This is a genomic window from Ruminococcus sp. AM31-15AC (assembly GCF_003462045.1).
Classification (GTDB): Bacteria; Bacillota; Clostridia; order Oscillospirales; family Ruminococcaceae; genus Hominimerdicola; species Hominimerdicola aceti.
Window position 1 is genome coordinate 87,371 of record NZ_QTYG01000003.1, and the last position, 20,705, is coordinate 108,075.

Annotated in this window: 20 protein-coding genes; 7 read left to right on the plus strand and 13 right to left on the minus strand. The window is 40.5% G+C overall.

Features of this window, described 5'->3' with window-relative positions; all coding sequences use genetic code 11:
- Positions 1-153 precede the first annotated feature (153 nt).
- Positions 154-849 carry a JAB domain-containing protein gene (locus DW793_RS01715; protein ID WP_022287199.1) on the plus strand — a complete coding sequence of 232 codons (696 nt, stop codon included), beginning with the start codon at positions 154-156 and terminating at the stop codon, positions 847-849.
- Between the two features lie 216 nt (positions 850-1,065).
- Here the strand turns inward: DW793_RS01715 and DW793_RS01720 are convergent, their stop codons facing one another.
- The 5 genes from DW793_RS01720 to DW793_RS01740 form a co-directional block, all read right to left on the minus strand.
- On the minus strand, positions 1,066-1,278 hold the full coding sequence (locus DW793_RS01720) for an IS3 family transposase (RefSeq protein ID WP_181988263.1): 213 nt from the start codon (positions 1,276-1,278) through the stop codon (positions 1,066-1,068).
- A 98-nt stretch (positions 1,279-1,376) separates the two neighbouring features.
- Positions 1,377-1,940 (minus strand): IS3 family transposase, encoded by a 564-nt coding sequence (locus tag DW793_RS01725; protein WP_118156891.1) that lies wholly within the window; start codon positions 1,938-1,940, stop codon positions 1,377-1,379.
- Between the two features lie 14 nt (positions 1,941-1,954).
- Positions 1,955-2,641, minus strand: coding sequence for a helix-turn-helix domain-containing protein (locus DW793_RS01730; protein WP_118156892.1), 687 nt, complete (start codon positions 2,639-2,641; stop codon positions 1,955-1,957).
- 88 nt (positions 2,642-2,729) lie between these two features.
- Positions 2,730-3,710 carry a protein translocase subunit SecF gene (gene secF, locus DW793_RS01735; RefSeq protein WP_117863640.1) on the minus strand — a complete coding sequence of 327 codons (981 nt, stop codon included), beginning with the start codon at positions 3,708-3,710 and terminating at the stop codon, positions 2,730-2,732.
- Positions 3,703-5,085: a preprotein translocase subunit SecD gene (locus DW793_RS01740; RefSeq protein ID WP_117856982.1), complete on the minus strand. Its 1,383-nt coding sequence runs from the start codon at positions 5,083-5,085 to the stop codon at positions 3,703-3,705. Before DW793_RS01740 ends, secF begins: the two co-directional genes overlap by 8 nt.
- Before the next feature lie 315 nt (positions 5,086-5,400).
- Between DW793_RS01740 and serS the strand changes: the two genes are divergently transcribed.
- Positions 5,401-6,684 (plus strand): serine--tRNA ligase, encoded by a 1,284-nt coding sequence (gene serS, locus DW793_RS01745; RefSeq protein WP_118156893.1) that lies wholly within the window; start codon positions 5,401-5,403, stop codon positions 6,682-6,684.
- 157 nt (positions 6,685-6,841) lie between these two features.
- Here the strand turns inward: serS and gyrA are convergent, their stop codons facing one another.
- The 8 genes from gyrA to dnaA all read right to left on the minus strand — a co-directional run bounded on the left by gyrA (position 6,842) and on the right by dnaA (position 16,707).
- Positions 6,842-9,388 (minus strand): DNA gyrase subunit A, encoded by a 2,547-nt coding sequence (gene gyrA / locus DW793_RS01750; protein ID WP_118156894.1) that lies wholly within the window; start codon positions 9,386-9,388, stop codon positions 6,842-6,844.
- Positions 9,389-9,434: 46 nt separating this feature from the next.
- Positions 9,435-10,124, minus strand: coding sequence for a YcxB family protein (locus DW793_RS01755; RefSeq protein ID WP_118156895.1), 690 nt, complete (start codon positions 10,122-10,124; stop codon positions 9,435-9,437).
- Positions 10,125-10,139: 15 nt separating this feature from the next.
- Positions 10,140-12,068 carry a DNA topoisomerase (ATP-hydrolyzing) subunit B gene (gene gyrB / locus DW793_RS01760; protein WP_118156900.1) on the minus strand — a complete coding sequence of 643 codons (1,929 nt, stop codon included), beginning with the start codon at positions 12,066-12,068 and terminating at the stop codon, positions 10,140-10,142.
- A 158-nt stretch (positions 12,069-12,226) separates the two neighbouring features.
- Positions 12,227-12,433, minus strand: a complete 207-nt coding sequence (gene remB, locus DW793_RS01765; protein ID WP_390624595.1) for an extracellular matrix regulator RemB — start codon at positions 12,431-12,433, stop codon at positions 12,227-12,229.
- Entirely contained in the window at positions 12,433-13,563 is a 1,131-nt protein-coding gene (gene recF, locus DW793_RS01770; protein ID WP_118156896.1) for a DNA replication/repair protein RecF, read from the minus strand. The genes remB and recF overlap by 1 nt, the downstream gene beginning before the upstream one ends.
- A gap of 1 nt (position 13,564) precedes the next feature.
- Positions 13,565-13,789, minus strand: coding sequence for an RNA-binding S4 domain-containing protein (locus tag DW793_RS01775; protein ID WP_022287190.1), 225 nt, complete (start codon positions 13,787-13,789; stop codon positions 13,565-13,567).
- Positions 13,790-13,793: 4 nt separating this feature from the next.
- Positions 13,794-14,900, minus strand: a complete 1,107-nt coding sequence (dnaN, locus tag DW793_RS01780) for a DNA polymerase III subunit beta (protein WP_117863646.1) — start codon at positions 14,898-14,900, stop codon at positions 13,794-13,796.
- A 445-nt stretch (positions 14,901-15,345) separates the two neighbouring features.
- Positions 15,346-16,707, minus strand: coding sequence for a chromosomal replication initiator protein DnaA (gene dnaA / locus DW793_RS01785; RefSeq protein ID WP_117877494.1), 1,362 nt, complete (start codon positions 16,705-16,707; stop codon positions 15,346-15,348).
- Between the two features lie 538 nt (positions 16,708-17,245).
- On the opposite strand from dnaA, the gene rpmH reads away from it, so the two are divergent.
- The 5 genes from rpmH to jag all read left to right on the plus strand — a co-directional run bounded on the left by rpmH (position 17,246) and on the right by jag (position 20,574).
- On the plus strand, positions 17,246-17,380 hold the full coding sequence (gene rpmH, locus DW793_RS01790; protein ID WP_022287187.1) for a 50S ribosomal protein L34: 135 nt from the start codon (positions 17,246-17,248) through the stop codon (positions 17,378-17,380).
- A gap of 227 nt (positions 17,381-17,607) precedes the next feature.
- Complete coding sequence (gene rnpA, locus DW793_RS01795; protein ID WP_038672794.1) at positions 17,608-17,982, plus strand: ribonuclease P protein component; 375 nt, start codon at positions 17,608-17,610, stop codon at positions 17,980-17,982.
- A 1-nt stretch (position 17,983) separates the two neighbouring features.
- Positions 17,984-18,232, plus strand: coding sequence for a membrane protein insertion efficiency factor YidD (gene yidD / locus DW793_RS01800; protein WP_022287185.1), 249 nt, complete (start codon positions 17,984-17,986; stop codon positions 18,230-18,232).
- 65 nt (positions 18,233-18,297) lie between these two features.
- A complete protein-coding gene (locus DW793_RS01805; RefSeq protein ID WP_118156897.1) occupies positions 18,298-19,635 on the plus strand; it encodes a YidC/Oxa1 family membrane protein insertase in 1,338 nt (445 codons plus the stop codon).
- A gap of 42 nt (positions 19,636-19,677) precedes the next feature.
- Complete coding sequence (gene jag / locus DW793_RS01810; RefSeq protein ID WP_117863649.1) at positions 19,678-20,574, plus strand: RNA-binding cell elongation regulator Jag/EloR; 897 nt, start codon at positions 19,678-19,680, stop codon at positions 20,572-20,574.
- Positions 20,575-20,705: the final 131 nt, after the last annotated feature.

The window sequence follows — 20,705 nt, forward strand, 5'->3', positions numbered from 1 at the left end:
TAGCATTTTACGCTATTTGTGATCTATTAATAAAATTTTCTAAATATTATTGGCTTACCCTCTTGCTGAAATTATCTGTAAAGAATAAAGTCACAATGGTTTTTTATTGACAAAAAAGTGCGGATATTTTATACTTGTATAAGAGGTGATAAAATGAGCAGTCAAGCAGACCACGGCGGTCACAGAGAGAGAATGAGAAAGCGTTTCAAAGAATCGGGAAATTTCAAGGGCTTTTCCGAGCATGAGATACTTGAAATGCTTTTATTTTACATTGTGCCGAGAAAGAACACCAATGATATTGCGCACGAGCTTATAAAAAAGTTCGGAAGCTTAAACAGCGTTCTTAACGCTTCTGTGGAGGAGCTTTCTTCGGTAAAGGACATGGGCGAAAGCTCTGCAAACTCACTTTTATTTTTCAGAGAGCTTATAAACTACTGCTCCACTGTCACAGACAGCAGGATAGACATTAGAAACATATCTGCGGCGCTGAGTTTTGTAAATAATTGTTTCAGAAACGAAAAGCAGGAGAAGTTCAAGGTAATTTGTATCGACTCTGGCTTTCACATAAAGAGCGTAACAGACATATCCGCAGGCGGTGCGAGATTTACCCCTGTTGATTTTCGTGAGCTTACAAAAGCCGTTCTCAACAGCGGCACTGATATTGTTATCCTTGCCCACAATCACCCTGACTCACCCAACACCCCCTCTCAGGAGGACGTTACTCTCACCCGTGAGGTCATGAGATATATGAGATGTTTAGGCGTGACAGTTCTTGACCATTATATAACAGGCAATAACGGAACTATCTCCATGCGAAACTGCGGACTTATCCATGATATGGAGTGTTAAAAATAGAATATCATATAAAAAATGGACGATATGTTTAATGACCCGCCCCCTGTCAAGTAGACAGCGCAAAAAACAAAAATATTCTATGTTGTGACTAAAAGCAGTCTGTGCAATTTGTGCAGGCTGCTTTGTTGTTAGCAAATGGCAAGCACCTTTTGGAGTGAGGAGCGAAGCGACGAACGGAGAAAGGTGCTTGCCGCGGCACCCACCGACCAGCTAAGCAGCATACGCTTCATGGTATTCCATAGGTGTCATGCTGCTCAGTTTGATCTGGTAACGCCTTGTGTTGTAATAGGTTATGTATTCCTCTATCGCTGAAATCAGTTCGGTCTTATCCGTAAACTTGCGAAGATAATACATCTCCGATTTTAAGATTCCCCACCAACCCTCCATTGGTCCGTTGTCGATGCATCTCCCAACACGGGACATACTTTGTATCATTCCTGCATCAGTCAGTTTTTGATGAAATAATTTGTTGGTATACTGAAAGCCACGGTCACTGTGGAAGATTGGGTGAGCATCAGGATTCAATCGAACAGCTTCGTCAAATGTAGAAACACAAGTTCGTTGTTATTGCTTTCCATAATTTTGTATGTTACAATTCGTTTGTCATACAAATCAAGAATTGCGCTGAGATACAGTTTTCTGATCTCTGTTCCTACGTAATATTTAAATTCAGTTACATCTGTAAGCCATTTTTCGTTCGGCTTATCTGCGTGGAAATCTCTGTTCAGAATATTCTCCGCTGTGATTTGCGGCGTTGATGGAATATATGTATTCTTCTTGACACGGGTAACAGATTTCAGATGAAGAATCTGCATCAGTCTGTAGATGCGCTTCTTGTTGAAATGTACATCATGCTCACGGTTGATCACGACCGTCATCTGACGATAACCTAAGATGCCGTTGCGCTCCTCATAGTGCTGTTTGATCCATTCTACAAGCTGCTCATTGATCTTCTGGCTATGGCTTGGTGTCCGATGCAGCCACTTGTAGTAAGCCGAGCGTGCAACGTGTACAGCAGCGCAGAGCTTCTGAATCGGATAATGCTCTGCTTCATTCATGTATTTGATTGCAATATACTTGTCCACGTTTCGTACTCCGTTCAGTGACCGCCCCCTCTCAGCTCCCTGAGTTTTTTTAACAGTTTAATTTCCATTTCCTGATCTTTAAGCTTTGCTTGTAATATCTTGTTCTCCATACGAAGACGATCAGCTTCTGTAAGGTCTTCTTGTTTTTTTGATTTTCCTCGATGGTCAATCAGTCCTTCTACACCATTTATTTCATATTTCCTTACCCATGAATATATCTGTTGATAAGAAATATTATATTTTTCAACTGTCAGGGTGTAGTTCTTATTATTTTCAATGCAGAAGGCAACAATTTCCGCACGTTCTTCCTGTGTGGTTTTTCTACCTTTGTTCATGGCAAGTCCTCTTTCTGAGCGTTTATGCTCTTTAAATCTCTTGCCATTATTATACCATGAAATCCATCTTCTGAGGACAATATCCGTTGAGATTTTATACTTTATACATATTTCTGTTAAGCTTCCTTTTCCATTGAGGTAATCTTCTACTGCTGCTTCTTTTATTTCATTGGTATAGTGTCGATACGGTGATGCCTTTGCAACGAATTCGATTCCTTCGGTTTTAGCTCGGCATACCATTCTTTTCATCGTTGTAGCCCCTATGTTGTATTTTCTGGCAATTGCCTTGTATCCACCTTTACCATCGAGGTATTCCTGTACTGCTGCAACACGTTCTTCACTTGTAAGTGATTTCTTCTTTGACATAAAATAACCCCCTTTAGAGTTACACCATTTTATTATTTCATGTGTCTACTCTAAGGGGATTATATCATAACATACCGTCCATAAAATTTTATCTTCTTGAAGCCTTTTTCTTTGCGCTGCCTGTTTTTGAACCTGAATGTGACTTCTTTGCCTGATGTTTTTTCCAATGTACCCACAGTGTAGGTGCGATACAGTTAGAAGAATAAACACCTGATATCATACCGATGATAAGTGGGAAAGCAAAGCTCAGGATAGATGTTACTCCGCAGATTATGCAGACGATACAAACTGTAGCCATAGCAAGAACTGTTGTAACAGTTGTATGGATAGAACGTCCCATTGTCTGAGTAATGGAGAGGTTTACAAGATCCTCAAGCTCCATTTTGTTGCCAAGGAGATTTTCATTCTCTCTGATTCTATCGTAAATGATGATAGTAGCGTTGATAGAATATCCAAGGATAGTCAGCAGAACTGCCATAAAGTTTGCGTTGATGTCAAATCTGCATATTACAAAGCAGCCATAGACCATGCACATATCGTGTGCAAGGGCAACTACTGAGAACACACCTGCTGATATACCGCCTATCTTTTTAAATCTGAAGCCGATATAAATGATAGTGATGACCATTGCCAGTGCACAAGCAGCAAGGCACTTGAAGAAGAAGTTCATACCGCTTGAAGCTGCAACATCGTTTGACTCGTAAACTTCTATGTTATTATCAGGAAAGTCCTTTTCAAGAGCTGTTTTCAGGGTATTCTGCTTATCATCGCTTATACCCTTTGTTGATGAGAATTTTATTTCTACTGTCTTTCCTGCGTTTCCTGTGTTTTCGCCAAGAGTTACTGTACATTTATCTCCGATACTGTCAGAAACGGTATTTGAAACGTCAGAAGTCTTTATATCACCCTCGTAAGTATAAGTCAAAACTGTACCGCCTTTGAACTCGATAGCCACGTTAAGACCTATAACGAATGTAAGAATGATAAAAATTGCGATAAGTGCGCATGATATGGAATAAAATAACTTGCTGTGACCCACAACATTCAGGGTCTTTCTTTCTTTACTCATTTATTTCAGCACCTCCGTAAAGCTTGCGTTTCTTAAAGCACTTAAACTTTGAGAGGGACGAAAGCATAAGTCTTGAACAGAAAATACCGAATACAAAGTTCAGGAGGATACCTACAAGGAGAGTATATCCCAGTGAATAGATAGTACCTGCTGTGCTTGCGCCGAATACTGAGAATACAGGGCTGAGAAGTGTTCCGAAAACGCTGTCTGTAGGTCCGAAGGCACCCATAAGGATTATTGCAACGAATACTACTGTGATGTTTCCGTCAAACACGGCGCTCCATGCTCTCTTATAGCCAAGCTCTATAGCTCCGTTAAGGGTCTTGCCGTTGTTGAGCTCTTCCTTTATTCTCTCGGCTGTGATAACGTTAGCGTCAACGCCCATACCGATAGAAAGGATAATACCTGCGATACCAGGGATAGTCAGCGTAAAGCTGTCGATATTTCCAAAGAAGCCTGTGATACAAGCAATAGAACCTATTACCTGACCTATAAGTGCGATAGACGCAACAAAGCCCGGCAGCTTATAGATAACGATGATATATGCAGCGATAACGATAAATGCGATAAGTCCTGCAATGACCATTGCATTTTTTGCACCCTCGCCAAGTGTAGGTGAGATGATGTTTGTGCTTGTTGTTTTAAGGTCAAATGGGATAGAACCTGCATTTATCTTATCTGAAAGAGCTTTTGCAGAATCATATGTGAAGTTGCCCTCGATAACGCACTCGCCGTCAGTGATAGCTGAATTTACGCTTGGGGCAGAAATGCACTTATCGTCCATCCAGATAGAGATAGAACCTTTTCCGGCAAGCTCAGTTGTAGCATCGGCAAAAGCTTTTTTACCGCTGTTATTGAGTGTCAGGCTTACAACATACTTGATATTTCCTGTAGTTTCGTCCTGAGTTTGTCTTACCTCAGCCTTTTTAACGTCATTTCCTGTAAGCACCTGCTCGCCTTTTTCTTCTTTACCCTTTCTGAATACAAGCTTAGCAGTTTCGCCAAGCTCAGAAACGGCAGCCTCAGGGTCAAAGCTTTCTTCGTTAGCCTGCCATGGGAATGAAACCATTACCTTATTTTTCTTATAGTCTACATAGACCTCGCTGTCTGTGATATTAAGGCTTACAAGTCTTTGCTCGATAACAGCCTTTGCAGCGTCCATTTCTTCCTTTGTAGCGTCGTAATTATCGGCAGGTTCAAACGTAGCATTTACGCCACCCTGAATATCGATACCCCAGCGAATATCTTCAACGCCCTTGATATAGCTTGTTTTTATATCTCCGTACTGAGTATGTATTCCTGCATAAGTGAGATAACCAAATGCAATTATACACAAAAGCACGATAAAAAACACGGGTTTTTTAACTTTTCGCACCTTTAATCCTCCTGATAAATTTATTAAGCCCAGAGGCTTTTCTGCCGTCAGGGCACAATACACCCATAACGAACACATTCACCTTATAATTATAAAACGTTTGATACAAAATGTCAATAGTTTTTATGAAATTCGCACTGTTACTTATATTATGATAGTATTTCATCTATGAAAAAAGTTCTCTCAAAACCTGTTTCAAAAGCCTGTTTTAAAGGGGCTTTGTCTTGACAAAATCTCCTTTTAGTGATATTATTAAAAGGATAAATATTGCGACGTAAGGAATTTTTTTTGCGTCAGCTAAAAGGAGTATGTAAAATGATAGATATTAAGCTTATCCGTACAAATCCTGAGCTTGTCAAGGAAAACATCAAAAAGAAGTTTCAGGACGAAAAGCTCGTTCTTGTTGACGAGGTGGCTCAGTTTGACGAGGAATACAGAGCAGCCAAGACAAAGGCTGACGAGCTGAGAAATAAAAGAAAGGTAATGAGCAAGCAGATAGGCGGTCTTATGGCTAAGGGTCAGAAGGACGAAGCTGAGAAAGTAAAGGCTGAGGTTTCCACTATCGGTGCTGAGCTTGACGCTATGGCTGAAAAGGAAAAGGAGCTTGAAGCTAAGATACGTGAGAGAATGCTCGTTATCCCTAACATAATCGACCCAAGCGTTCCTATAGGCAAGGACGACAGTGAGAACGTAGAAATTGAAAAATTCGGAGAGCCTGTTGTTCCTGATTATGAGATCCCATATCACGTTGACATTATGGAAAGCTTTAACGGCATTGATCTTGACAGTGCAAGAAGAACATCAGGAAACGGCTTCTATTATCTTATGGGCGACATTGCAAGACTTCATTCTGCAATTCTTTCATATGCAAGAGATTTCATGATAGACAGAGGTTTCACATATTTCATTCCTCCTTACATGATACGTTCAGACGTTGTTACAGGCGTTATGAGCTTTTCTGAAATGGAAGGCATGATGTACAAGATAGAGGGAGAGGACCTTTATCTCATCGGTACTTCTGAACATTCAATGATAGGCAGATTTATTGACACTATCATTCCAGAGGGTGAGCTTCCAAAGACTCTCACAAGCTATTCACCATGCTTCAGAAAAGAAGTTGGCGCACACGGTATCGAAGAGAGAGGCGTTTACAGAATACACCAGTTTGAAAAGCAGGAAATGATAGTTGTCTGCAAGCCGGAAGATAGCATGGCATGGTATGACAAGCTGTGGCAGAATTCTGTTGATTTCTTCCGCTCACTTGATATCCCTGTAAGAACACTTGAGTGCTGCTCAGGCGACCTTGCAGACCTCAAGGTAAAGAGCTGTGACGTTGAGGCATGGAGCCCAAGACAGAAGAAGTATTTTGAAGTTGGTTCATGCTCAAATCTTGGCGACGCACAGGCAAGACGTCTTGGCATAAGAATAAAGGCAGAGGACGGCACAAAGTATTTTGCTCACACTCTTAACAACACAGTTGTTGCTCCTCCAAGAATGCTTATCGCATTCCTCGAAAACAATCTCAATGCTGACGGAACAGTTAATATCCCTGAGCCATTGAGAATGTACATGGGCGGCAAGGACAAGATAACAAAGTAATTTTGATATGCAAAAAGGTGAACGGTCATGTGCCGCTCACCTTTTTTTGTTGCCTGAAATACAAAAACGGACGGTTTTTAGCCGTCCGTTAATTTTTTAGTCAATGTAGGTGCAAACAGTGTTCGCCCGTTTATTTTGTTTTTACTTGATTTTTATATTATTCTTCCGTGTTCTCAGAATCCTCATTCTCAACGCTTTCGGTATTATCTTCAATGACCTCAGCATTTTCCTCAGCCTGAGCCTCTGCTATCTCCTCGGCAGTAGCCTTTTCTACCTCTGCTGTTTCAACATCATCGTCATGCTCAGTTCTTGTGAATGAAACCACTCTGCCGTCCTCGCCGACTCTCATAAGTCTTACGCCACGGGAGTATCTGCTCATCATGCTGATATCGCAGGCTCTTATTCTGATAACAATGCCGTCTGTGGATATCATGATGATATCATCTTCATCATCAACGACCTTTATTCCGCATACGCCGCCACTCTTATAGTTCATAAGACCGTAGCCGCCTCTGTTCTGTACCTTATAAGACTCCAGCGGAACACGTCTGCCAAGACCATTTTCTGCAACAGTGAGAACGCTTGCACCCTCTCTTACTCTTGCCATTGATACAACATAGTCACTGCCCCTGAGTTTTATAGCCTTTACGCCGTGTGCAACTCTTGACATCTCTCTTATATCTGTTTCTCTTATCCTGATAGCATAACCATTATGCGTTGCGACGATGACCTCATTGTCGCCAAAGGTCATTCTTACTCCTGCAATCTCGTCGCCCTCATCAAGACCGATTGCAATAAGACCATTCTTTCTTACATTTCTGTAGGAAGTCAGCGGAGTTCTCTTTATCTTGCCGTTCTTTGTTACCATAACGATATACTTGCCCTCGTCAAAATCGGCAGTTTTTATCATTGCGGCTATCTTCTCGCCCTCGCCCAGTTCAAGAAGATTTACTATATTTGTGCCTCTTGAAGACTTTGAGCCCTCAGGCAGCTCATAGCATTTGAGCTTATACATTATGCCCTTATTGGAGATAAAGAGTATATTGTCATGTGAAGAACAGGTCTGAAGCTCGTCGATATAATCGTCCTCACGCTGTTTCATACCCGTTACGCCACGTCCACCACGCTTCTGGGCCTTATACTCTGAAACAGGCATTCTCTTTATATATCCTGCATTTGTATAGGTCACAACGCTTTCCTCAACAGGGATAAGATCTTCGATATCAACTTCGCCGCTGACATTTTCTATCTGAGTTCTTCTCTCGTCACCGAACTTATCCTGAATAGCCTCGACCTCTTCAATGATTATATCAAGTATTCTCTGATGATTTGCAAGAATATCTTCAAGGTCAGCTATCTTGACTTCGATCTCAGCCAACTCATCGATTATCTTCTGTCTTTCCATACCGGTCAGACGTCCGAGAGTCATGTTTGCAATATGGTCTGCCTGAATATCCGTAAGACCAAAACGCTGATTAAGTCTTTGCTTAGCCTCCGGGATATTCTTAGAAGTTTTCATTATCTCGATAACTTCGTCGATATTGTCAAGTGCGATAACAAGACCCTTTAAAATATGCTCTCTTTCCTTAGCCTTGTTAAGATCGAACTTAGTTCTTCTTGTGATAACATCGACCTGAAAGTCTATATACTGCTCAAGCATTTCCTTGAGGGTCAGCACCTTAGGGATACCGTTCACAAGAGCGAGCATTATAACGCCCACAGTATCCTGAAGCTGTGTATAGCTGAACAGCTTGTTGAGAACTACCTGCGGATTAGCGTCCTTTTTCAGCTCAATAACGATCCTCATTCCGTCCTTGCCGGATTCATCGTTTATATAATGTATTCCGTCGATACGCTTTTCCTTAACAAGATCAGCGATAGACTCAACAAGTCTTGCCTTGTTTACCATGTAAGGTATCTCAGTGACAATAATGCAGTTTCTGCCCTTTATCTCCTCGATAGAGGTCTTTGAACGCAGTGTTATCTTGCCTCGGCCAGTACCGTAAGCCGCTCTGATACCGGACCTGCCCATGATGATACCGCCTGTAGGGAAGTCAGGACCCTTTATGCTCTGCATAAGCTCATCAAGTGTGCAGTCAGGGTTTTTCATGACAGTTTTCATGCCCTCGATAACTTCATGAAGGTTATGAGGAGGGATATTCGTTGCCATGCCAACAGCGATACCTACAGAGCCATTACAGAGAAGATTTGGAAATCTTGACGGCAGCACAACAGGCTCTTTCAGTCTGTCATCATAGTTTGACTGAAAATCAACAGTTGTTTTGTTTATATCTGTCAGCATATTTACTGACATCTTAGCCATTTTAGCCTCAGTATAACGGTAGGCAGCCGGAGGGTCGCCGTCAACAGAACCGAAGTTTCCGTGACCGTCAACAAGAGGATATCTCATTGAGAACTTCTGAGCAAGTCTTACAAGTGCGTCATAAACTGATGCGTCACCGTGTGGGTGATATTTACCAAGCACAGATCCGACCGTATCTGCACATTTTCTGTAAGCTTGATCAGGTGTAAGACCATTTTCATACATGGTATATAAAATTCTTCTGTGAACAGGTTTAAGTCCGTCCCTTACATCAGGTAAGGCTCTGGATACAATTACCGCCATTGAATATTGAATGAAAGATTCTTTCATTATCGCTTCAACATCAGTGTCAATAACGTTATAATCGCTCACTTTATCCACTCCTTTTTAACCTTTCGGTTTACTTTGAAAAGAACATATCCTGTTCTTATTTATTATCTATCATTTCATAATCGCTATCAAGCAGCTCTGAAAAAGTTTTTCTCAGGGTTTCCTGCTGCTGCTCGTTCATAACTCTTTTTGCAAGCACATAAATAGTTTCTTTTTTGAGTATTATAATAAACATCTCGTCATTTTCCAAAACGTTCAGTGAGATATCCTCAAAACCAACTATCCTCGGTGGAACAGGAGTAAAGTCCTCTTCCTGCTTTTCCTCTTCTGTCGGCAGCGTTTCTATTTTGAAGCTGTCATCATAGAGGGTGAAAACATACTTGTCGTCCTCAAGAGGTTTAAGTGCCTGCATAAGATATTTTCTTATTCTTCTAGTGTTATACCATGTGAGAACGATTATTGCAAGGCATATGAACGCCAGCACCCAGTTAAGATATCCCGAAGGGTTTCTCACTATGGACACTATAAAAAGCACCGCAACAACGCCGAAAGCCGCTGTTATCTTCCAGTTATGCGCATAAACGAATTTCTTCTGAAAGGCTAAAAAAGCTTTTTCCTCCTCCTCGTTTTTCACATCATACTCAAAGCTCAGCACAGGCTCTTTTTCTACCTGTGCTTCTTCTGCCTCATCAGCATTATCCACAGCTTTCTCAGCCGTTTCAACAGCTTCCTCTGTCTTTACCTCTTCAAGCTCTGTTTCCTGATTTTTATTTTCGTTGTTATCCAAAGCAGTATCCTTTCTTTAAACGTCAAGATCCTTTACATACTCTGCATTTTTCTCTATAAATTCTTTTCTCGGTGCGACCTTATCGCCCATAAGAATAGTGAATATCTCGTCCGCCTTAACAGCGTCCTCCATTGTCACCTTTATCATAGTTCTTCTTTCAGGGTCCATGGTGGTTTCCCAAAGCTGTTCAGGGTCCATCTCACCAAGACCTTTATATCTCTGAACGTTTACCTTCAGATTGTTTTCACCCGAAAGCTCAGAAATATACTGATCTCTCTCTGCGTCTGAGAAAGCATATCTGACCTGTTTGCCCCTTGCGACTTTGAAAAGCGGCGGCTGAGCAAGATAGATATGACCCTCCTCGATAAGAGGACGCATAAATCTAAAGAAGAATGTAAGCAGAAGCGTTCTGATATGAGAACCGTCCACATCGGCATCGGCCATGATGATAACTTTGCCGTAACGGAGCTTTGAAATGTCAAAGTCCTCGCCTATTGATGTTCCTAATGCGGTAACAACAGGCATAAGCTTTTCATTGCCGTATACCTTATCTATCCTGGCTTTTTCAACGTTGAGCATTTTTCCCCACAAAGGAAGTATAGCCTGATATTTTCTATCTCTGCCTTCCTTTGCAGAGCCACCCGCAGAATCTCCCTCGACGATATAGATCTCGGTGAGTGAAGCATCTCTCTCTGAGCAATCTGCAAGTTTGCCAGGCAATGAAGAGGATTCAAGAGCAGATTTTCTTCTTGTAAGCTCTCTTGCTTTCTTTGCGGCTTCTCTTGCCTTTTGTGCCTGAACGGACTTATCAAATATAGCCTTTGCTACAGTAGGGTTTTCCTCGAAGTAGTTCATAAGCTTTTCGGTAACTATCTTGTCAACGAAAGGTCTTACCTCAGGATTGCCAAGTCTGCCTTTTGTCTGTCCCTCAAACTCACAGTTTGTGAGCTTAACGGATACTATAGCTGTCAGACCCTCTCTTACATCGTCGCCAAGAAGCTTATCGTCGTCTTTAAGATAGCCGAACTTCTTACCGTAGTTATTTATTACCTTTGTAAGAGCGTTCTTGAAACCTGTTTCATGAGTACCGCCGTCAGGAGTATGGATATTATTAGCAAATGAAAGTATAAGGTCATTATAAGTATCGTTATACTGCAAAGCTATCTCGGCAAAAGTATCGCCCTCCATGCCGTTGACGTAGATAACTTCCTCAGAAAGCGGAGTAACGCCTCTTGTTTTGTGGATATGCTCCACAAACTGTCTTATACCGCCCTCATAATGGAGAGTTTCGCCCACAGGCTCTGATTCATTTCTCTTATCAGTGAATATTATCTTTATACCAGCATTAAGGAATGCCTGTTCTCTAAGTCTTTTAAGCAGTGTTTCATAGTCAAACACCGTTGTTTCCTGAAAAATCTCAGGGTCAGGCTTAAAGAGAACGGAAGTACCTGTTTTATCAGTATCGCCGATTATTTTCAGCGGCTCTGAATAATTACCTCTGTCAAATCTCTGGAAGTGGATATGTTTTCCGTCATAAACTGTAAGCTCAAGATATTCCGAGAGGGCGTTTACTACAGACGCACCAACACCGTGAAGTCCGCCTGCTACCTTATATCCGCCGCCGCCGAACTTTCCGCCTGCGTGGAGAATGGTATAAACTACCGTTGCAGCAGATATTTTCTCCTTTGGGTGTATACCTGTAGGGATACCACGTCCGTTATCGGTAACTCTGATAATGTCCCCGGGAAGTATCTCTACTTCTATCTCAGTGCAATATCCTGCCAATGCCTCATCGATAGCGTTGTCAACTATCTCGTAGACAAGGTGGTGAAGTCCCTTTGGACCTGTTGATCCGATATACATACCAGGTCTTTTTCTTACCGCTTCAAGACCCTCCAGCACCTGTATCTGATTTTCATTATAATCATTTTGCTTATCCACCATGGATATTTCCTCGGTGTTCTGGATCTCGATCTCGTTGTTATTTTCCAAAAAATAACCCCCTCATCACTTGGTTTTTTTATCTTATCATCTTATATCTTTGATTCATCATTCAGGCATTCTTTTGCTTCTTTTCAAAAGTGTGGCACAGCTCATCTGACTTATATACACAGTTTCCGTAAAGTCTTTATCAAGGCACACCACAAGCTTTTAGGCATTTCATATGTGCAGTTCACAACACGTCTGTTTTTTGCCGCAAAATTAAGAAATTCCTTTGTGTTGGCAGACACAGAGGTATTTTCGATATCGAAAATGCCTATCACATCTTTAGTATTGACTAAATAGTTATTTCCTAAATGCAGAAACATCACTTATTCTCCTGAACTATCATTCCGTTTTCTATATTGAATATCTTTCCATGGCTTTTCTCGTCAAAGGGGATATTCCTGTCACAGCAGGTTATAAAGACCTGCATATCGTGTATTTTCGAGATAACGAACTTCTGCCTTGATAGGTCAAGCTCGCTCAAAACATCATCGAGAAGTATGCACGGGCTGTCGTCTATCTCCTCGGCAAGTATATAAGCCTGCGAAAGCTTCAAAATAAGTGCGAGAGAGCGGTGCTGTCCCTGAGAAGCGAACTGTCTAACTGCCAGTCCGTTTATTTTTCCCGCAAGATCATCTCTGTGAACGCCTTTCTGTGTAAATCCTGCTCTTATATCGTCATCAAGATTATTTTGCAGACAGCTTAGATACTCTTCAGCCATTTCTCCTGCATAATCTTTTCTGCCCTCCAGATTTGAATACACAGTGGAATAATATTCAAGCTCCAGCCTTTCTCTGCCCTCTGATATATCCTCATAAAGCTTTTTTGCGAACATATCGAGCTTTTTGGTATAATTATATCTTAAAAGCGAGATATAAGCCCCAAGCTGAGCAAGCTGGATATCCCACACTTCAAGCTCTTCTTTTTTTGATCTGCCGTAACAGATATTTTTTAACAATATATTTCTCTGCTCTATAAGATCATCATATTTTGAGATAACAGAGCTGTAGGAATTTTTTATCTGTGACACTGAAAGGTCAAGAAACTGCCGTCTGTTTTCGGGAGAGCCTTTTGAAAGCTCCAGATCTTCAGGAGTAAAGATAACACAATCAAGGCTTCCGAAAAGCTTTGAGGGAGTTTTCAGCTTTACGCCGTTCAAGGTGACGTTTTTTTCTCTCACATTAGGTCTTGCCATTGCAAAATGTATATCCTGACTGCGAAAGCTGTTTTTAAATGAAATGTCGATATTCATGACCTGTCCGTTTATATCTATCATTTCTCTGTCTTTTGTGTTGCGAAAAGACCTCACTCCGCTGCAAAGCCATATAGCTTCTATAAGATTTGTTTTGCCCTGAGCATTCTTTCCGCAGAAAATATTCATTTTCTCATGAGGATATATCTCGACTTTTTTGAGATTTTTAAATCCGTCTGCGGAAATTTTGGTTATCACCATTTTATTTTACCACTATCTCTGTAGCTATCTCGTCTATCTGCACCTTATCCCCGGGGCGGATCTTCTTTCCCCTCATTGTGCAGACCTCACCATTTACTTTAATTCTCTCCTCGAGGATTATCTCCTTGCCAATGCCGCCTGTTTCCACAACGCCTGCATATTTAAGCAGAGAATCGAGCTTTATAAACTCTGATTTTATATTTACATCTATCTGTTGATATTTCATATTCTTATTCCTTTGCTAGTCTTACAGGGAGAACGAGGTAAGTATAAGCATCGCCCTCACACGGAACTATCTTCATAGGCAGCAGACTTCCGCTCATCTGCAATTTGACCTTATCTTCCTTTATGACCTTCAGAGGGTCAAGAAGATATTTGCACTTGAAGCCTATCTCGATAACAGGACCTGCTATATCAGCCTTTATCTCGTCTGTTATCTTTCCAACGCTTGTTGAGCAGTTTATTTTTATAGAATTATTTTCAAAATAGCATCTTGCAGGTGACGGTGTTCTGTCACTTATAAGTATCAAACTTCTTTCAAGAGCGGCAATAAGCTCTTTCCTGTCAACAATGACCTCAGTTGTGCAAGTAGTTGGTATAGCTGACTTATAAGGGTGGAACTCGCCCTCGATAAGTCTTGAATAAACAAGATAGCCGTTTAATTCAAACACAACATGATTTTTTGAGAGATAAACGGAGGCTGTTTCTTCGTCATTATCTCCCAGAAGTGCTGCTATCTCAGAGAGAGTTTTTGCAGGCACGACGAATTTAAGACTTCCGTCATACTTTATAGGCTCATATCTCACAGCAAGTCTATATCCGTCAAGGGCAACAAGAGTAAGAGTACCGTTTTCAATCTCAAAAAGCTCGCCCTTAAGAACAGGCTTAAGGTCTGTAACAGCCACGGCAAACTTTGTCTGATTTATCATATCCTTAAGAACAGGCTGAGAAATAGTTATCTTGTTTTCTTCCTCTTTCTTAGGAAGTGCAGGATATTCCTCTGCTGACGTTGCAGGGATATTGAATGTGGTAACTCCTCCTGAGATCGTTACCTGAAAATTTTCAGAAACCTCTATCAGGATCTCTTCAGAAGGCATTTTCCTTATCATTTCAGCAAAAAGTCTTGCATTGAGTATAAATTCTCCCGAATCGTCGCTCTTTACCGGAATAACAGTTTTTATACCTATCTCAAGATCATAGCCGGTAAGCTCCAGCACTGAGTTTTCAAGCTTGAATTTTATTCCCTCAAGAGATTTAAGTGCAGCACGTTCTGACACTGCTTTTGAAACATTTGTTACTGCTCCGCAAAGTGAAGCATTATTACACAGAATTTTCATAGCAATTTCCTTTCTAAAAAATTACATTTATCTGACTTTTGTTTTTTCAACATATGAATTTCTCAAATTTATATTTTTTGCTCTGATAATATATAAATAAATCAATATTAAATTAGTATTAGTAGTAGAGTGTGTTGAAATGGTTGAAAAGTCATTCAAAGCCTTTTGCAGACTTGTTTTGCTTTTCAAGTTTATTTTAACATCACTTCAACTGTGTTTTCAAAAACTTTTTTTGTGTTTGAAAAGTTGAAAAAATGTTTGTTGAATGTTTATTATTATCGCAAAAAATGTTGAAACCTGAAAATCGGTGTTTGATTTTATAACACCATGGTTTAAACTTCATTGTGCAAAGTTTTGAAAAACATTCCGCAAAGCTTTATATATCCAAGTCCGGATATTCAACAAAATTGTTGAAAACTATGTTGAAAATGTTGAAATAGTCCGTTTAATTGTCCTTGAGGTTTTTGATTATGTCGTCAACGGTATCTTTTAGCTGTTTGTTCTCTTTAAGATTTTTAACAACGTCCTGATAGTGTATTGTCATAGTTGAATGGTTTTTGTTAAGCACATTTCCTATCTGTATAAAAGTCATGCCCTTTACGTCCTTGAAGATATAGATTGCTATTTTTCTTGCAAGGGATACGTTTGCACGTCTGTTTGTTGATTTTATGTCGTCAGCAGTAACGTCAAATGCTGCCGCTACCTCCTGAAGTATCCTGTCAACCGTTATCTCAGCAGGGTGATTTTCAATGATTATTTCTTTGATTATCCTCTGAGCCATAGATATGGATGGGCTTTCATTTGTATAAATGGTAAGAGCCTTTATTTTGTTTACAGTTCCCTCAAGCTGACGTATGTTCGTCTTTATCTTCTCTGCTATTATCCTTACGACATTGTCAGAAAGCTGTAAGTCCAGCATATCAGCCTTTTTCTTTACGATAGCCATTCTTGTTTCAAAATCAGGCGGTGTAACGTCTACCTGAACGCCCAGTGAAAATCTGGTAAGTATCCTGTTTTGAAGCTTCGATATCTTTGACGGTGCAATATCCGATGTGAGAACTATCTGCTTGCCCGCATTGTAAAGATCGTTGAAGGTATGGAAAAATTCCTCCTGCATACGCTCCTTGCCTGCAATGGTCTGTATATCGTCTACCATAAGATAGTCGGCATTCCTGTATTTATCATGAAATTTATTAGTTTCCTTTGACTCGATAGCTTTAACGAGCTGGTTTATAAAGGATTCACCTGTGGTGTAAATAATTTTCAGCTCAGGGTGATTTTTCTTTACCTCATGCTCGATAGCTTTCATAAGGTGAGTTTTTCCAAGTCCCGAATCACCGTATATGATTAGAGGGTTGAATATAGTATTTGTGTTAGACGGTGTTTTCTGATCTTCGTCATACTTATGTGCGACAGCCGTGCTGAAAGCATAGGCAAGATCATTCGATTTACCTTTGATAAAGTTATCAAAGGTAAGATTGTTGTTTTCTTCATCAGAAAAGTCAGCCACCTTGACTTCTATATCCTTTTCCTCAGTTTCATTAACTTCTTCTTTGTCTTTAACAAGTATTTTTATATCTACCTCAAAGCCCAAAGTGTTGAGAAAAGCTTCTTTTAAAAGATTCTCATAGGCGTTCATAGTGATATCTCTTGAAAAATCAGAATCAGTGAGCAAATAAGCCACATTGTTTTCAAGCTTCATCGGTTCAAGTATCTTTATCCATTTGTTGTATCCCGGCTCGCTGATACTTTTGCAGTTTCGGCAATATTTCAGGACCTCCTGAAATACGTCATTAAAGGAATCCATTGTTTCTCCATAACCTCCTAGAAAATAGCTCTGCCTGTGCGGTGTTTCCGCTGTCCGCCGTGACCCCTGTCAAACAGACGGCAGGTCAGAGTTTTAAAAAATATATAAACAGGCATAATTAATCAATTCTATACTATTATAGCACACTTGACTTAAAATTTCAAGTCCTATATATTATATATAAGGAAAGAAATAAGGATAAAAAGTATGTTTTTCAAAGATAAGAAAAAACACTTAATACAGATAAAATTTATATTTGGCACACAATATATTGTATGCTCATAAAAAATGAGGACGTAAGCGGCAGGTTTTTCGGACAGTAAGCCCCTCAAAGCAAAGAAAAATAATATCAAAAAAAATATAAAAATATTATGAACAGGCTTGACAAATGGTGTGTGAATGAGCTATAATATTAAATTACAAGGGCTTTTTTCATAGCGATATTGTAATTTGCTGTGACCCTATAAGTTTAAACATCTCCGAGGACGTTTTTTTGTATAAAATGACGGAGTGTTGAAAGCGGAAGGAGGAGAATTCGATGAAAAGAACATATCAGCCTAAAAAGCTTCAGAGAAAGAAAGTTCACGGCTTCATGAAGAGAATGTCTACTGCTAACGGCAGAAAGGTACTCGCAAGAAGAAGAGCAAAGGGCAGAGCTAGACTCAGCTACTAAGAGATACAGGCAGTTTCTGATGATAAGTCTGACAGGCATTATTCAGGCGGTTAGTTACGCCTGAATCGATGTCCCTAGGCAGTTGTATTTAAGCGTCGTTGGACGCTGCCTCAGATGACCTATATACCATTCATTGATTTGCATGGTATTGGGTCTTTATCTTTTTTTGGCAAAATTGCCGTGAAAAGGCGAAAAGAGTAAAAACAGTACACAATGGGGAAATGAAGATGCTGTTCACAACGGTTTTAAAGGATAACAAGGCATTTTTAAGGTGCTATAAAAAGGGAAGATTTTGTGCAGACAGTTTTGTAGCAGCATATTTTTATCCCAACGGCAGCCCATACAACAGGCTTGGAATAACGGCGGGCAAAAAGCAGGGCTGCGCAGTAACGAGAAACAGGATAAAGAGAATAGTAAGAGCCGCCTACAGACTTAACGAGGCGGAATTTCCGCTGGGCTATGATATAGTTTTTGTGGGAAGAAATGATATAGGGGAAAAGAAAACTCAGGATATTGAAAGATTTATAAAAAAAAGACTCATAAAAGAGATGAATAAGCCTGTTCCAAAGAATAACAGGTCAGGCAGGGCAAAGAGAAAGTAAAATGAGTAAACTGGCTCAGCTGCTGATAAGGTTTTATCAGCGATTTATAAGTCCTCTTTTCGGACCAAGGTGCAAGTATTATCCAAGCTGTTCGGCATATGCGCTGGAGGCTTACAGAAAACACGGCTTTTTTAAAGGCACGCTGCTCACTGTATGGAGATTGCTTAGGTGCAACCCGTGGAGTCTGGGAGGGGTTGACTATGTTCCTGACAAGCTTACCACTGAGTATTTTAAAATCAGAAAAAAATAAGCCTGAGAGCTTAATCAGATATATAGGTTATCAATATGACAAATAATTGATCTGGAGGATATTAAATGGGTATTATTGCGACCCCTTTGGGCTGGATAATGAAGGGCTGCTATTTTGTATGCAAGAACTACGGAATAGCACTGCTGCTTTTCACTATCCTTACAAGACTTATAGTATTTCCGCTTAACGTCAAGCAGCAGAAGAGCACGGCAAGAATGACCATGCTTCAGCCTGAGCTTGAAAAGATAAAGAAGAAATACGCTAAAAACCAGCAGAAGATGCAGGAAGAGCAGATGAACCTTTACGCCAAGGCGGGCGTAAACCCTATGGCAAGCTGTTTGCCAATGGTCATCACAATGGTAATTCTGTTTGCTCTTATCCCTGTTATTTACGGACCTCTTACCTACGTTTCAAACGCAGATAAAGAGGAGCTTACAGACTCAAACAACATGATATCAAATCTTTATGTTGTCAGTGCTGAGGTAAAAAGCAAGGATACTACTATAGAAAAGCTTATTGAAAAGTTTGAGAAAGACGGTGCTACTGAGGACGAAGCTTATGATAAGCTTGAAAAGCTTTTTACAGACAAGGACAAGTATCCAAAGTCTGCAAAGGCACTTTCTAATGACAACAAGATATCGAACGTTATGGATGCTATTAAGGCTCATAATGATATAGATACTTTTATTCTTAACGAGAATTACTTCTCCACAAACCTCATTCAGTCAAGACCTGAGCTTATGACTTTCGTTTTCACTGAAAAAGAGGGCGGACAGTATGCAGATGTGCTTCCAACAAGCGTAAAGGCTGCGGCTGAAGATTTCAACTACAGCATTTTCGGACTTTTCCTTGGAAAGATACCAACAATGAAGGATCTTTCCTGCATTATCCCTATTGTATCAGCACTTTTGCAGCTTATAGTGACATTCGTTTCACAGCATTTTGCAAAGAAGAACAATCCTGACGCCGCTAATATGGGCGGAATGGGAATGAAGATAATGCTTTATGGTATGCCTATCTTCTCACTGTGGATCGGTTTCAGCTATCCGGCAGGTCTTGGTCTTTACTGGTGCTATTCTTCACTGTTTGCACTTGGACAGACTATCGTACTCAATAAGATATATACACCTGAACACGTTGCAGAGCTTGTTCAGAAGGATATAGCAAAGCAGAAAAAGAAGGGCAAGCCTACTCTTATTGAAAAAATGGCTGAGGCTCAGATGATACAGGCTGGTAAGGATCCTGCTGAGATCAGAAAGTCACTTTCTGACGATGAGGATTACGATGAGCCTAAAAAGAAAACAAAGACGGAGCTTAAAGACGAGCAGAGAAGACGTCTTAACGAAGCCAGAAAGAGAATGGCTGAGAAATATGGCGACGAATATGACGATTCACAGGATTGACCTGTTGTTGACTAAACTTTTTTAGCGAGAGGAGCAGAAAAAATGAAACAGATCTTTACAGCCGCAACTGTAGACGAAGCAAAGAACAAGGCGGCAGTTGAATTTGGAACAGAAGTAGAAAAGATCACTTTCACAGTTCTTGAAGAGCCTAAAAAGGGCTTTTTCGGAAAGATCAAGGGTGAGGCAAAGGTAGAAGCTGAATATGAGCCTGAAACAAAGGTAGAAACTGTAACTGAAAAAACAGAGGCTGTTGAAGAAAAGGCAGAAGTTCAGGAAGAAGTCAAGGCAGAGGCAGAGTGGAGCGACACTTTGCAGAAAAAGGCTGACTGTGCAAAGGAATATATACTCAATGTTATAAAGGCAATGGGCATAGAAGACACAGAGATCGAGGTAACAAAGCTTGAAAACGGCGCACTTTTTGAGATAAAGAGCGAAGAGTTCGAGAAACTTATCGGCAAGAAGGGCGATATCCTCGATTCACTTCAGTATCTTGCATCACTTGTATGCAACAGGATAGACAGAGAATATTTCAGAATATCCACAGATTGCAATGGTTTCAGGGCAAGAAGAAAGACCCAGCTTGAAGAGCTTGCAAGAAAGATAGCAAACAACGTAAAGAGAAGTGGTCGTTCATCAGCTCTCGAGCCAATGAATCCATATGAGAGAAGAATCATTCACGCTGCTGTATCAGAGATCGAGGGTGTAACATCTCAGTCAAAGGGTGAAGAGCCATGGAGAAAGGTAATAATCAGCTCTACAACACCTAGAAAGTATGACAACAGAGGCGGCTACAAGAAGAACGGTGGCAGAAGAAGAAACAATAACAATCGCCGCTCAAAGGGTTTTGACATAACAACAAGCTTTGAAAAGGACTACAAGAAGCCAAAGCCAGAGGACACAATGAAGGATTCAGGTCTTTACTCAAAGATAGAGTTCTAAATTAAAAATGACAATAAGAAAAGACGCTGTAAAAAAAGCGCAACAAAGCCCGTGGATTCCCTCGATATGGAAGCCCACGGGCTTTAATATATCACACAGCAAAAAAGAACTATCTAATCTTGAAAAAAGGG